The 14,605-nt window shown below is 52.1% G+C and carries 13 protein-coding genes; all 13 read left to right on the top strand.

Annotation, left to right across the window (positions count from 1 at the left end; translation table 11 throughout):
• Positions 1-67: 67 nt before the first annotated feature.
• The 13 genes from tar to GF617_RS15520 all read left to right on the top strand — a co-directional run bounded on the left by tar (position 68) and on the right by GF617_RS15520 (position 14,570).
• A complete protein-coding gene (tar, locus tag GF617_RS15580) occupies positions 68-1,735 on the top strand; it encodes a methyl-accepting chemotaxis protein II (RefSeq protein ID WP_181619850.1) in 1,668 nt (555 codons plus the stop codon).
• Positions 1,736-1,779: 44 nt separating this feature from the next.
• Positions 1,780-3,381, top strand: a complete 1,602-nt coding sequence (tap, locus tag GF617_RS15575) for a methyl-accepting chemotaxis protein IV (protein ID WP_181619849.1) — start codon at positions 1,780-1,782, stop codon at positions 3,379-3,381.
• Positions 3,382-3,400: 19 nt separating this feature from the next.
• Positions 3,401-4,270 (top strand): protein-glutamate O-methyltransferase CheR, encoded by an 870-nt coding sequence (gene cheR / locus GF617_RS15570; protein WP_181619848.1) that lies wholly within the window; start codon positions 3,401-3,403, stop codon positions 4,268-4,270.
• The gene (locus GF617_RS15565; RefSeq protein WP_166711579.1) at positions 4,267-5,316 is read left to right on the top strand and encodes a chemotaxis response regulator protein-glutamate methylesterase; all 1,050 of its coding nucleotides are present in this window, start codon (positions 4,267-4,269) and stop codon (positions 5,314-5,316) included. The genes cheR and GF617_RS15565 overlap by 4 nt, the downstream gene beginning before the upstream one ends.
• Positions 5,317-5,332: 16 nt before the next feature.
• Complete coding sequence (cheY, locus tag GF617_RS15560; RefSeq protein WP_095282410.1) at positions 5,333-5,722, top strand: chemotaxis response regulator CheY; 390 nt, start codon at positions 5,333-5,335, stop codon at positions 5,720-5,722.
• A 10-nt stretch (positions 5,723-5,732) separates the two neighbouring features.
• Complete coding sequence (gene cheZ / locus GF617_RS15555) at positions 5,733-6,377, top strand: protein phosphatase CheZ (RefSeq protein ID WP_203452031.1); 645 nt, start codon at positions 5,733-5,735, stop codon at positions 6,375-6,377.
• A gap of 179 nt (positions 6,378-6,556) precedes the next feature.
• Positions 6,557-7,705 (top strand): flagellar biosynthesis protein FlhB, encoded by a 1,149-nt coding sequence (gene flhB, locus GF617_RS15550; RefSeq protein ID WP_181619847.1) that lies wholly within the window; start codon positions 6,557-6,559, stop codon positions 7,703-7,705.
• Positions 7,698-9,776 carry a flagellar biosynthesis protein FlhA gene (gene flhA / locus GF617_RS15545; protein ID WP_181619846.1) on the top strand — a complete coding sequence of 693 codons (2,079 nt, stop codon included), beginning with the start codon at positions 7,698-7,700 and terminating at the stop codon, positions 9,774-9,776. Before flhB ends, flhA begins: the two co-directional genes overlap by 8 nt.
• Entirely contained in the window at positions 9,776-10,168 is a 393-nt protein-coding gene (locus GF617_RS15540; RefSeq protein ID WP_181619845.1) for a flagellar protein FlhE, read from the top strand. Before flhA ends, GF617_RS15540 begins: the two co-directional genes overlap by 1 nt.
• A gap of 372 nt (positions 10,169-10,540) precedes the next feature.
• On the top strand, positions 10,541-10,984 hold the full coding sequence (locus GF617_RS15535) for a hypothetical protein (RefSeq protein ID WP_181619844.1): 444 nt from the start codon (positions 10,541-10,543) through the stop codon (positions 10,982-10,984).
• 31 nt (positions 10,985-11,015) lie between these two features.
• Positions 11,016-11,525: a DUF805 domain-containing protein gene (locus tag GF617_RS15530; protein ID WP_203452030.1), complete on the top strand. Its 510-nt coding sequence runs from the start codon at positions 11,016-11,018 to the stop codon at positions 11,523-11,525.
• A gap of 317 nt (positions 11,526-11,842) precedes the next feature.
• Positions 11,843-13,426 (top strand): MFS transporter, encoded by a 1,584-nt coding sequence (locus tag GF617_RS15525; RefSeq protein WP_181619842.1) that lies wholly within the window; start codon positions 11,843-11,845, stop codon positions 13,424-13,426.
• A 4-nt stretch (positions 13,427-13,430) separates the two neighbouring features.
• A complete protein-coding gene (locus tag GF617_RS15520) occupies positions 13,431-14,570 on the top strand; it encodes a glycoside hydrolase family 105 protein (RefSeq protein ID WP_181619841.1) in 1,140 nt (379 codons plus the stop codon).
• The last annotated feature ends 35 nt before the right edge of the window (positions 14,571-14,605 follow it).

Here is a 14,605-nt window from a genome sequence, read left to right as displayed (position 1 = left end):
TCTCAAATGTAAAGTTCCCGCTGTCTGTGCCGATAACACCGTTAATAAATCTATGAGAAGGTGTTGTATGTTGAACCGTATCCGCGTTGTCACAATGCTTATGATGGTGCTGGTCATTTTCGCGCTTCTTCAGCTTATTTCCGGCGGATTGTTTTTCTCGTCGTTAAAAAACAATCAGGACAGTTTTGCCACGTCAAATGAACTGCGCTTACAGCAAAGTGAACTGACCTCGACCTGGGATTTGATGCTGCAAACGCGTATCAACCTGAGCCGTTCTTCTGCTCGCATGATGATGGATCCAAATAATCAGCAAAGTAGTGCAAAAACGGATCTGTTGAAAAATGCCCGCGCAACCCTTGCAGACGCCGCAAAACATTACGACGCCTTCAAAAAGAGTACGCCACAGCCTGCAATGGAGCAGGCGAGCCAAAACATCGACGAAAAATATAACGCCTACTTCGCCGGTCTGACGGAACTGATCCAGTTCCTGGAGAGTGGGAACACTGACGCCTATTTCGCCCAGCCTACACAAGGCATGCAAAACGCCCTCGGTGCGGCACTGACTGAGTATGCGAAAGCCAGCAGCGAGCAATATCACTCAGCATTTACGGCCAGCCAAAATGACTATCTTTTTGCCAAATGGCAGATGGCGGTTCTGGCGTTAGCGCTGGTGATTGTGCTGGTCGTCGTCTGGTATGGCATTCGCCACATTCTGCTTAATCCGTTGGGACGCGTTATCGCCCATATTCGTGAAATTGCCAGTGGCGACCTGACCAAAACGCTGACGGTTTCCGGACGTAACGAAATCACCGAACTGGCGAACAGCGTTCACCATATGCAGGGCTCGCTGATTGATACCGTCGCGAATGTGCGTCAGGGGTCGGATGCTATTTATACCGGTACGAGCGAAATCGCGATGGGTAACAACGACCTCTCTTCGCGTACCGAACAGCAAGCCTCTGCACTGGAGGAAACCGCCGCCAGTATGGAAGAGTTGACCGCGACGGTGAAACAGAACGCCGATAATGCCCGCCAGGCGTCTCAGCTTGCAGAAAGCGCCTCAGAGACGGCGCAGCGTGGTGGTCGTGTGGTGGATGGCGTGGTGAAAACCATGCATGAAATTGCCGACAGTTCGAAGAAAATCGCTGACATCATCAGTGTGATTGATGGAATTGCTTTCCAGACCAATATCCTGGCGCTGAACGCTGCTGTAGAAGCGGCACGTGCCGGAGAGCAGGGCCGTGGCTTTGCGGTGGTGGCCGGTGAAGTTCGTAACCTGGCAAGCCGCAGCGCGAATGCCGCGAAAGAAATTAAAGCCCTGATTGAAGACTCTGTCTCGCGCGTTGATACCGGCTCTGTGCTGGTGGAAAGTGCGGGAGAAACCATGAATGACATCGTTAATGCGGTCACCCGCGTTACGGACATCATGGGTGAAATTGCCTCTGCCTCGGATGAGCAGAGTCGGGGGATCGATCAGGTCGCTCTGGCAGTATCTGAAATGGATCGTGTTACACAACAAAACGCCGCACTGGTGCAGGAGTCCGCTACGGCGGCGGCTGCGCTGGAAGACCAGGCGAGCCGTCTGAAGATGGCCGTCTCGGCATTTCGTCTTATCTCAAAACCTACAAATACGGTCTCTTCTCGTCTGACACACAGCGAGGCGACGTCAGCGACGGTGGCAGTAAAAAACCGTGCGCTGACGACCGGACAAGATGACAACTGGGAAACATTTTGACTGACATTTAAACCGCGGCTGCTTGCCGCTTGATGGGAGCGTGGATGTTAAATCGTATTCGTATCTCGACCACACTGTTTTTGATTTTGATTCTTTGCGGTGTGTTGCAGGTTGGCAGTAACGGGTTGTCTTTTTGGGCGTTTCGCGATGGCTATCAGAATTTGCAGGAAGTCGAGGCGAGTAATCAACAGCGCTCCGCTCTGGCACAAACGCGAGCGGTTTTATTGCAGGCAAGTACGGCGCTGAATAAGGCAGGGACCTTAACCGCCCTGAGTTATCCGCCGGATGATATTAAAGCGCTGATGGTGACTGCGCGTGACAGCCTCAAGCAGGCCGATGCGCAGTTTAAAGCCTTCACCGCACAAGAGGCTGTCAGCGAAAAAGGGAAAGCGCTGACGGCAACCATGAAGAAGAATTTCGACCAGTGGCACAGCGATCTGGAGCACCAGGCGACCTGGCTTGAGAACAACCAGCTTTCAGACTTCCTGACCGCGCCAGTGCAGGATTCTCAGGCCGCGTTCGATGGCAGTTTCAACGCGTGGCAGCAGGATATTAACCAGTTTGTTGAACGTGCAGGTGAGGGCAGCCGCAGCAGTTACCACATGTCCGGTGTGATTTTCGCGGTCGTGGTCATTCTGGCCGCACTGTTAACCGGCGGGGCGTTGTTCTGGTCGCGCAAAATGATTGTGCAACCGCTGGCCATTATCAGCAGCCATTTTGACAGCATTGCGAAAGGCAATCTGGCGCGCCCGGTGGCGGTGTATGGCAAAAACGAAATTTCGGCCATTTTTGCCAGCCTGAAAGCAATGCAGGGCTCATTGCGTGAAACGGTTACAGATGTGCGCCAGGGCAGTTATGCCATGCACACGGGGATTTCTGAGATTGCGGCAGGCAATAACGATCTCTCTTCACGTACCGAACAGCAGGCCGCTTCGCTGGCGCAAACGGCGGCCAGCATGGAGCAGTTGACCGCGACGGTAAGCCAGAACGCCGACAATGCCCGTCAGGCGTCTGATCTGTCAAAGCAGGCCGCGCAGACTGCGAAGAAAGGTGGCGAACAGACGTCTCACGTTGCCAGTACCATGCATGCGATTGCCACCAGTTCGCAGAAAATTGGTGACATCATCAGCGTCATCGACGGTATTGCGTTCCAGACCAATATTCTGGCACTCAATGCGGCGGTTGAAGCGGCACGTGCAGGTGAACAAGGGCGTGGGTTTGCGGTTGTGGCAGGTGAAGTACGTAACCTGGCGAGCCGCAGTGCGAATGCGGCGAAAGAAATTAAGGTGTTGATTGAAGAGTCCGTGTCGCGTGTGCAGCAAGGATCAACTCTGGTTGATACTGCTGCGCAAACCATGACTGAGATCGTGACCTCCGTCACCCGTGTGAACGACATCATGGGCGAAATTGCCTCTGCATCGGATGAACAGCGCCGCGGGATTGAGCAGGTTGCTCAGGCGGTAAGCCAGATGGATCAGGTGACGCAGCAGAACGCCTCGTTAGTCGAAGAAGCGGCTGCAGCCACCGATCAACTGGCGAATCAGGCAGACCATCTGACCGGACTGGTCGCGGTATTTAATGTGAAAGAGCATGTTGAAGCAGTAACAGAAGTCGGGCGGTCGCAGGCCGTGCCAGTTGTATCCTGAATGTGATTAAGAAGGCGCTATGACATCACCAATGCCCTCAGGGCAAACGTCATTACTGTTGCAGATGACACAGCGCCTCGCGCTGTCCGACGCGCATTTTCGTCGGATATGTCAGTTAATCTACCAGCGTGCGGGGATCGTACTTGCTGATCATAAGCGAGATATGGTCTACAACCGTCTGGTTCGGCGCTTGCGCACACTTGGACTGGATGATTTTGGCCGCTATCTGAGCATGCTCGAAGCGAACCAGAACAGCGCCGAATGGCAGGCTTTTATCAACTCATTAACGACCAACCTGACCGCTTTTTTCCGTGAAGGTCACCACTTCCCGGTACTGGCGGATCATGCTCGCCGCCATAGCGGTGGTGAATACCGTGTCTGGAGTGCGGCGGCGTCTACTGGTGAGGAGCCGTATTCTCTGGCGATTACGCTAGCCGACACGTTAGGTATGGCCCCTGGTCGCTGGAAAGTGTACGCCAGCGACATCGACACTGAAGTGCTGGAAAAAGCGCGGAACGGGGTGTATCGCCAGGATGAACTTAAAACGCTGTCACCTCAGCAGTTACAGCGTTACTTCATGCGCGGTACGGGTCCGCATGAAGGTTTAGTACGTGTGAGACAAGAGCTGGCGAACTGTGTGGAATTTGCCCCCGTTAACCTGCTGGATAAGCAGTACAACGTGCCTGGGCCATTTGACGCTATTTTTTGCCGTAACGTCATGATCTATTTTGACAAAACGACGCAGCAGGACATCCTGCGCCGCTTTGTTCCGCTGCTCAAGCCTGACGGATTACTGTTTGCAGGGCACTCGGAGAATTTCAGCAACCTCGTGCGTGAGTTTAGCCTGCGTGGGCAAACGGTATATGCGCTGAGTAAGGAAAAAGCATGAGTAAAATCAGGGTATTGTCTGTCGATGATTCAGCGCTGATGCGTCAGATCATGACGGAAATTATCAATAGCCACAGCGATATGGAGATGGTGGCAACTGCGCCTGATCCTTTAGTTGCGCGGGATTTAATTAAAAAATATAACCCCGACGTGCTAACGCTGGATGTCGAAATGCCGCGCATGGATGGCATCGATTTCCTTGAAAAATTAATGCGTCTGCGGCCAATGCCTGTCGTGATGGTGTCATCGCTGACCGGTAAAGGTTCAGAAATTACGCTGCGTGCGCTGGAACTGGGGGCGGTCGACTTTGTGACCAAACCGCAGTTGGGCATCCGTGAAGGAATGCTGGCGTATAGCGAGATGATTGCGGAAAAAATCCGTACTGCCTCGCGTGCAAAACTGGCGGCGCATAAACCGATGGCAGCTCCCGTTACGCTCAAAGCTGGGCCGTTGCTCAGCTCTGAAAAACTGCTGGTCATTGGCGCGTCAACCGGAGGAACAGAGGCAATTCGTCATGTACTCCAGCCATTGCCGCTTTCAAGTCCCGGTATTCTTATTACCCAGCATATGCCACCAGGCTTTACCCGCTCGTTCGCGGAGCGTCTGAACAAGCTGTGTCAGATCAGCGTGAAAGAGGCTGAAGACGGCGAGCGCGTTCTGCCGGGTCATGCGTATATCGCCCCAGGTGACAAGCACATGGAGCTGGCGCGCAGTGGCGCAAACTATCAAATCAAAATTCATGACGGACCACCGGTTAACCGGCATCGTCCGTCAGTGGATGTGCTGTTTCATTCGGTGGCGAAACACGCGGGGCGCAACGCCGTTGGGGTGATCCTGACGGGGATGGGCAACGATGGCGCCGCCGGAATGCTAGCAATGCACCAGGCGGGCGCCTGGACCATTGCGCAGAATGAAGCAAGTTGTGTGGTGTTCGGCATGCCGCGCGAGGCCATCAATATGGGTGGCGTGAGCGAAGTGGTCGATCTTAGCCAGGTAAGCCAGCAGATGTTGGCAAAAATCAGTGCCGGACAGGCAATACGTATTTAAAGAGGAGTGTAGTTTTATGGCGGACAAAGAGCTCAGATTTTTGGTTGTGGATGACTTTTCCACCATGCGTCGCATCGTTCGCAACCTGCTGAAAGAGCTGGGTTTCAACAACGTTGAAGAGGCAGAAGACGGTGTTGATGCGCTGAACAAACTGCAGGCTGGCGGTTTTGGTTTTGTTATTTCTGACTGGAACATGCCTAACATGGACGGTCTGGAACTGCTGAAAACCATTCGCGCGGACGGCAATATGTCTTCTCTGCCGGTACTGATGGTGACCGCAGAAGCGAAAAAAGAGAATATCATCGCAGCAGCACAGGCGGGCGCAAGCGGGTATGTGGTGAAGCCATTTACTGCAGCGACTCTGGAAGAAAAGCTCGGCAAGATCTTCGAGAAACTCGGCATGTGAGGTAGTTATGATGATGCAACCTGCTATGAAACCCGTTGAAGAACATTCGCCCAGCGACATTATTGCCCGCATTGGTAGCCTGACGCGCATGCTGCGCGACAGTCTGCGCGAGCTAGGTCTGGATCAGGCTATTGCTGAGGCAGCAGAAGCGATTCCGGATGCACGCGATCGTCTCGATTATGTTGTACAGATGACCGCTCAGGCCGCTGAACGCGCACTGAATAGCGTTGAAGCGTCACAACCGCATCAGGATGAAATGGAAAAAGGGGCAAAATCCCTGACCAAGCGCTGGGATGAGTGGTTCGAAAACCCCATTGAGCTGGCTGATGCCCGCGAACTGGTGACGGATACGCGTAAATTCCTGGGTGATGTTCCCGGTCATACCAGCTTCACGAATGCGCAATTGCTGGACATCATGATGGCGCAGGATTTCCAGGATCTTACCGGTCAGGTGATCAAGCGTATGATGGACGTGATCCAGGAGATTGAACGTCAGTTGCTGATGGTTCTGCTGGAGAACATCCCGGAACCTGCTGCACGTCCTAAACGTGAGAACGAAAGCCTGCTCAATGGCCCTCAGCTCGATGCCTCTAAAGCGGGAGTTGTGGCAAGCCAGGACCAGGTTGACGACCTGCTGGACAGCCTCGGTTTCTGATTGCGAGTCTTATCCTCAGGTTGCGCGAGCAGCCTGAGGATACCCTAACGCAAATATCTCAAGACAACTCAACACCCCAGAAACCTCGAAAAGAGCCCGAATAGACAGGCTTTTCCCGCCATTGGTTTCTATCGCGGCTGGCATGATAAGCGTGACGTAATGGGCAGCGAGCGCGCACTGTGGCAGAAGACAGCGACGACAAAACAGAAGCCCCCACACCCCACCGACTTGAAAAAGCGCGTGAGGAAGGGCAAATCCCCCGATCCCGAGAACTGACATCCCTGCTGATTCTGATTGTAGGCGTGTGCATTATCTGGTTGGGAGGGGAGTCGCTCGCCCGAAGATTGGCGGGAATGCTGACGGCTGGGCTGCGTTTTGATCACAGCATGGTCAATGATCCGAATCTGATTCTTAGTCAAATCATCCTGTTAATTAAAGACGCGATGATCGCATTACTTCCGCTCATCGTTGGGGTCGTTCTGGTGGCGATTGTGTCGCCTATCATGCTGGGCGGCCTGGTGTTTAGTGCCAAATCACTGCAGTTCAAGTTTTCCAAGCTTAATCCATTTCCCGGCATAGCCCGGATGTTCTCGGCCCAGACAGGGGCTGAACTGGTTAAAGCTATCCTCAAATCGACGCTGATGGGCAGCGCGGCAGGTTTTTATCTGTTGCATAACTGGCCTGAAATGATGCGTCTGATGAGCGAATCCCCGTTTAGTGCCATGAGCAATGCCATGAACCTGGTAGGGTTGTGCGCGTTGCTGGTAGTGCTCAGCATCATCCCGATGGTGGGTTTTGACGTTATCTTCCAGATTTATACCCATATCAAGAAGTTGCGAATGTCCCGTCAGGATATCCGTGATGAATATAAACAAATGGAAGGTGATCCGCACGTGAAAGGGCGTATTCGCCAGATGCAGCGTGCTGCTGCACGCCGTCGCATGATGGAAGATGTGCCAAAAGCGGACGTTATCGTCACCAACCCGACGCACTATTCTGTTGCACTGCGATACGACGAAAACAAAATGAGTGCGCCAAAAGTGGTGGCCAAAGGGGCTGGACTGATTGCGCTGCGCATTCGTGAAATTGCAACTGAAAACCGTGTTCCGATTCTTGAAGCACCGCCACTGGCGCGTGCGTTATACCGCCATGCGGAAATCGGACAACAGATCCCTGGACAACTTTACGCTGCCGTGGCGGAAGTTCTGGCCTGGGTATGGCAACTGAAACGCTGGCGTTTAGCGGGCGGTCAACGACCTGTGAAACCTGAGAACCTTCCAGTGCCTGAAGCGCTGGATTTTATGAATGAGAAGGATACTGATGGCTAATCTGCTGGCAATGTTGCGCCTGCCAGGCAACATGAAATCGACACAATGGCAGGTTCTGGCCGGGCCGATTCTTATCCTGCTGATTCTGTCGATGATGGTTCTGCCGCTACCGGCGTTCATCCTCGATCTGCTGTTCACATTCAACATTGCGCTATCCATTATGGTGCTGCTGGTGGCGATGTTCACCCAGCGTACGCTGGAGTTTGCAGCGTTTCCGACCATTTTGCTCTTTACCACGTTGTTGCGACTGGCATTGAACGTTGCGTCCACGCGTATCATCCTGATGGAAGGACATACGGGTGCAGCCGCGGCAGGTAAGGTGGTTGAAGCCTTCGGCCACTTCCTGGTGGGCGGGAACTTCGCCATCGGTATCGTGGTGTTCGTTATCCTGGTCATCATCAACTTTATGGTTATCACCAAAGGTGCGGGACGTATTGCGGAAGTTGGCGCGCGTTTTGTGCTGGATGGGATGCCGGGTAAGCAGATGGCGATCGATGCCGACCTGAATGCCGGGTTGATTGGTGAAGATGAAGCGAAGAGACGTCGTTCCGATGTGACCCAGGAAGCTGACTTCTACGGTTCAATGGATGGTGCAAGTAAGTTTGTGCGTGGTGATGCCGTCGCGGGCATCCTGATCATGGTGATCAACGTTGTCGGCGGCCTGTTGGTCGGTGTGCTGCAGCACGGTATGGACATGGGGCACGCGGCAGAAAGCTATACGTTGCTGACCATCGGTGACGGTCTGGTCGCCCAGATCCCGGCGCTGGTGATCTCGACGGCCGCGGGTGTCATCGTGACGCGCGTGAGTACCGACCAGGACGTAGGCCAGCAGATGGTGGGGCAGCTTTTCAGCAACCCACGCGTGATGATGTTGTCAGCCGGTGTTTTAGGTCTGCTCGGACTGGTTCCAGGAATGCCAAACCTGGTCTTCCTGCTGTTTACTGCTGCGTTGCTTGGCCTGGCGTGGTGGATGCGCGGGCGCGAAAATAAACCCGTGGCTGAGTCTGTCCCGGTAAAAATGCCTGAGAATACTCAGGCGGTAGAAGCGACCTGGAACGATGTTCAACTGGAGGATTCACTGGGGATGGAAGTGGGCTATCGCCTGATCCCGATGGTGGATTTCCAGCAGGATGGGGAGTTGCTGGGCCGTATCCGCAGTATCCGTAAAAAATTCGCTCAGGACATGGGCTTTTTACCGCCAGTAGTCCATATTCGTGACAACATGGATTTACCTCCTGCGCGCTACCGTATTCTGATGAAAGGTGTAGAGATTGGCAGTGGTGATGCCTATCCAGGTCGCTGGCTGGCCATTAACCCAGGTACGGCCGCAGGGACTCTTCCCGGCGAGCAGACCGTCGACCCAGCCTTTGGGCTGGCGGCTATCTGGATCGAGAGTGCGCTGAAGGAACAGGCGCAAATCCAGGGCTATACCGTGGTTGAAGCCAGTACCGTCGTGGCAACACATCTGAATCACCTTATTGGTCAATTCTCCGCCGAGTTGTTTGGTCGACAGGAGGCACAGCAGCTTCTCGACCGTGTGACCCAGGAGATGCCGAAGCTGACGGAAGATCTGGTTCCGGGAGTGGTGACATTAACTACCCTGCATAAGGTACTGCAAAACCTGCTTGACGAAAAAGTGCCGATTCGCGACATGCGAACCATCCTGGAAACACTGGCGGAACATGCACCGCTGCAAAGCGATCCGCATGAACTGACGGCGGTTGTGCGTGTGGCTCTGGGACGTGCGATCACCCAGCAGTGGTTCCCGGGAAATGGCGAAGTTCAGGTTATTGGCCTGGATACACCGCTGGAACGTTTGCTGCTACAGGCATTGCAAGGGGGGGGCGGCCTGGAGCCGGGTCTGGCCGATCGTCTGCTGGCGCAAACTCAGGAAGCGCTGGCGCGTCAGGAGATGTTGGGCGCACCACCGGTTCTTCTGGTAAACCACGCGTTACGTCCGTTACTGTCCCGCTTCCTGCGTCGTAGCCTGACGCAACTGGTGGTGTTGTCAAATATGGAACTGTCGGATAATCGTCATATTCGTATGACGGCGACAATCGGAGGGAAATAATGCGCAAGTGGTTATGGATAGTGCTGTTTCCGCTGGCGGCGCAAGCCGCGGGTGATGGAATGTGGCAGGCCAGCAGTATTGGCATCACGCTGAATAATCGCGGAGTGTCTGCCTCGTCACGTCCTCTCGCAGCATCTGAACCCGTTTCAGGTTTGATGACGCTGGTGGTCTGGCGTTATCAACTGAATGGTCCAACGCCTGCCGGGTTGCTGGTACGTTTATGTTCTCAGACCCGCTGCACAGAGATTGATGGTGAAAGTGGAACGACCCAGGCGTTCAACGGCGTACCTGCTGTTGAACCGCTGCGCTTCGTCTGGGAAGTACCTGGCGGAGGACGTCTGATCCCTGCGCTCAAAGTACAGAGCAATTCTGTCATCGTAAACTACCGCTAACTGGTCAATGCCATTCACTTAAACGGAATGGCATTGCAGTTCATCAAATCATGTGTGCTTTTCTCTTTATCCCTTTCTCTGTTTTATTGCTTCAGTTCTTGTCGTAACCTGCGGATATAATATATTTGCAGAGATTATGTTTTTTGTCGTTTTATTCATTAAGATTCTATTTATTCATTCCACTTTGATCTTTTTAGTCTTGGTCACAAAGAGATTATGCCGCATGACTAAGCGGTGGCGCGATTTTGGCTGGATAAAAGACAGTGTGGACCCTATACTGCGCACTCGGATAGCTTTATTTTTTAATGCAATGATGAATTCATCATCCGCCCCGGGTTTTATGAATGCATTATCTTATCGTAAGGAGCGCAGGTGAAAATTAATTTCAGAAAGGTCTGCATGTTCTGGGGAGGGATGGATGCTTTATATATAGCACACTACTTTTGGTATAAAATTGCACAGAAACAAGTTCCTTTTGTCGATGATATTTTAAATTTTACAAATATATATTCTGATCATGGCAGCAGTTATTTACTGGTTACTATATTTGTTTTATCAATGCTCACAACGCTGTCGATTGTTTTTTCTGCTCTACTCCTCTTTTTATGCTGGGATCGGGTTTTCTGCGTGGTCGTGGCGCAGACCCCACTGCGCCTGTTGCTTGTGATACCTTCTGTCACTTTTTTACCGTGGTTAGTTAAGTCTATTGCGCCCGGTGAAATAGTGGTTGCGATAGTTTTATTGTTACTTTCTGAGGTTACAAAAATCGGTTCATTTTTGATTGCAATTCGACTGGAGAAGAGAGTTTTACTGTAGATAACGTGTTTATTTTAAAAAGGATGGATTAATGAATAAAAGTATCATGGAGTGTTACCTTGAAGGCTGGAAGAAAACCTTTGTCTATAAAGGTCAGACGACACGCAGAGAATTATTTCTATTTATATTAGTCAATGCTGTTATCATTTTATGCATTGCCGGAATAAGCTACTTATGTTTGGTCGGTTTTATGGCAGACCATACCAGCAGAGGCGGAATGATGCTGGTATGGGCCTGGTTTGTCTACTTTCCTCTTCAGACATTTGCTCCATTAATACTGTTAGCACCGATAATTTCTCTTGGTATCAGAAGAGTGCACGATACAGGAAGATCAGGTTGGTGGTTCGGCGGAGCGCTTTTGGTAAACCTGTTTGTGCTGCCTCTTATTCTTACTGGAATTCATAATGCCATTGTTGCAATAACAGATGACACCTCTGGGCAGCAGATAACGAGTGTTATCAGTATGGTATTAAATTCAATTGCCGTCTTTTATACGCTGTGGCTATGTTGCTTACCGACAAAAACGAAAGCACAACATTAAAAACATGTCTGTGTGCTGGCCGTGTGCCGGAAACATCAGGGTATCTTGCCCGCGTCTTGCCCATTTTTCACCCAGTCACCAGGTTATTCTGATGACTGGATCTCAAAATTGACCCTCTCTTTTGATGCAAAAGAAACGCTGTTTTATAAATCAGTGACACGCGTAACGACACTCTTTGCGTTTTTGCCACGCGATTCTTTGCGATGGCAGAAACAGAAAGGTATCAACAAAGCGATACTTTTACTGTAGCCGTGTAAAAGCTCCCGGACGAGGTTTGCTTACAGGGAGTCTCCTAAAACTGATTAGGGTTGACGGCAATGAAAACACGTAAAATTGGACTCGCAAATTATCTTGCTTATGGGTCAGGCGATTTCCTCGGCGCGGGCACAACTGCGCTGACCGCGGCCTGGCTTTTATATTTTTATACGACCTTCTGTGGACTCTCACCTATTGAAGCTACGTTCATCTTTGCTGCGGCAAGGGTGCTGGATGCGGTAGTCAGCCCATTAATGGGCTTTTTAACCGATAACTTTGGCACAACCTGGCTTGGCAAACGCTTTGGTCGCCGTAAGTTCTTTATTCTGATTGGTATCCCCTGCGTATTTAGCTATTCCCTGATGTGGGTAGGGGACATGGGCTTCTGGTATTACTTGCTGACTTATCTGGTGTTTGATGTTGTTTACACCATGATCTTAGTGCCCTACGAAACCTTAGTGCCGGAAATGACCGATGACTTCAAACAGAAAACCAAGTTTTCGGGCGCCCGTATCTCAATGGCGCAGATGTCAGCAATTCTGGCTTCCTTCCTGCCGGGTATTTTGTTGACGCAATTCGGTAAGGACAATGCTGTCTCCTTTTTCTATGCGAGCCTGGTGTTCTCCGTTCTTTGTGCGCTGATGCTGACGTTCGTGTGGTTCTTTACCTGGGAACGCCCGCGTGAAGAGTGGACGGAAGCGGCGTTGCGTGCTGAAGAAGAGAAAAAGAAACTCTCATTAGGGCAAAGTCTCAATCGGCTGTTTGTGGAGTTAAGTTCTACGCTGCGTATCAAGATATTCCGCCAGCATCTGGGGATGTATCTCGGCGGGTATATTGCTCAGGACGTGTTCAACGCGGTCTTTACGTATTACGTGGTATTCGTCCTGATGCAGGAAGCCTCAATGGCCTCAAACCTGCTGGGTACAATGGCTATCTTCCAGTTCATCGCTGTGATTGCCATGATCCCGCTTTGCATCCGGTTCGGGCCCGCGCCGTCATATCGTATGGTTGTCGTGTTGTTTGGCCTGGCGTCAATGTCTTACGCAGTGCTCTACTACGCCGGTCTGAGTGATCTCTATTCATTGCTGCTGCTGGTTTCTGCGGTGGCAGGTCTGGGGCGCGGCGGTATCAACTACGTGCCATGGAATACTTACACCTATATTGCCGATGTGGACGAAGTGATCACTGGCCAGCGGCGTGAGGGGATCTTCGCGGGGATCATGACGCTTACCCGCAAGGCGTCTCAGGCAGGGGCGATAATGCTGGTGGGCATCGTGATGCAGATGTCTGGTTTTGTCAGTGGACAAAAAGTACAGCCTGCGGAAGTGAGTCACACCATTCTGATGATCCTGAGCTTTGGCACGATCGCCGTTCTGATTTGCGGCTTCCTGGTGTCATTACGCTTCAAACTGAATTTACAAACACACAGCACATTGCGCGAAGAGACGGCAAAAATGCGCGAGTCTGGTCGGGCTATGCCTGAAGGAGCCACTCCGCAGGCCCGCGCCACCGTGGAAATGCTGGCCGGTATGCCGTACGAATCGTTGTGGGGCAACAACAACATCGGTTATCTCAATCGCAATAAGCCTGCTGCACCTTCCCTGAAGGATCGTACGGTACTGAATTCGACATATAACAGAGGTTAAGATTATGAAGGTTTGGCCTGTCAAACAGAGTCCGTTACTGCGTCAACCTGAGCGTTTTATCGCCAGGGATGAGCTGAAATCACTGATTAAAAAAGTGACGCTAAATCTGGTCAATATCCATGACAAAACGGGCGATTTCTTACTGCGGCTGGACGACGGGCGCGTGATCGACACCAAAGGATGGGCGGGATGGGAGTGGACGCATGGCGTTGGTCTTTACGGTATCTGGCAGTATTACTGCCAGACCGGCGATGAGAGCATGCGTGACATTATTGACAGCTGGTTTACTGATCGATTCCGTGAAGGGGCGACCACCAAAAACGTCAATACCATGGCGCCGTTCTTAACGCTTGCCTCTCGCTATGAAGAGACCAAAAACCCGGCCTGGCTGCCGTGGCTGGATAGCTGGGCTGAATGGGCGATGTATGAGATGCCGCGTACCGACCATGGCGGTATGCAACACATCACCCTCGCCGAAGAGAATCATCAGCAGATGTGGGATGACACGCTGATGATGACCGTCCTGCCACTGGCGAAAATCGGTAAGTTGCTTAATCGACCGGAATACGTGGAAGAGGCGGTGTATCAGTTCCTTTTGCATGTTCAAAATCTGATGGATCGCGAAACAGGGCTGTGGTTCCACGGCTGGAGTTACGATGGGCAGCATAACTTCGCGAACGCCCGCTGGGCACGGGGAAATAGCTGGCTGACTATCGTGATCCCGGATTTCCTGGAACTGGTTGATTTACCGGAAAATAATGCCGTTCGCCGCTATCTGGTTCAGGTACTCAACGCGCAAATTTCTGCTCTGGCGAAATGCCAGGATGAAAGTGGTCTCTGGCATACGCTGCTGGACGATCCGGATTCCTATCTTGAGGCATCGGCCACGGCAGGGTTTGCCTACGGTATCCTGAAAGCGGTGCGTAAGCGCTATGTCGGCGCGGAATTCGCGGACGTGGCTGAAAAGGCGATTCGCGGCATTGTGCAGAATATTTCGCCGGAAGGAGAGTTGCTGCAAACGTCATTTGGAACTGGTATGGGGAGTAACCTGGTGTTTTATCGAGAGATCCCACTCACCTCAATGCCGTATGGACAGGCCATGGCGATCCTCTGCCTGACGGAATATCTGCGGAAATACTTCTGATAATAAAAAAACCCGGCACTGGCCGGGTTTTTTTA

Source organism: Lelliottia sp. RWM.1, assembly GCF_016859735.1.
GTDB lineage: Bacteria > Pseudomonadota > Gammaproteobacteria > Enterobacterales > Enterobacteriaceae > Enterobacter.
The sequence above is the reverse complement of the archived record's forward strand: the minus strand, read 5'-3'. Positions and strand labels throughout refer to the sequence as shown.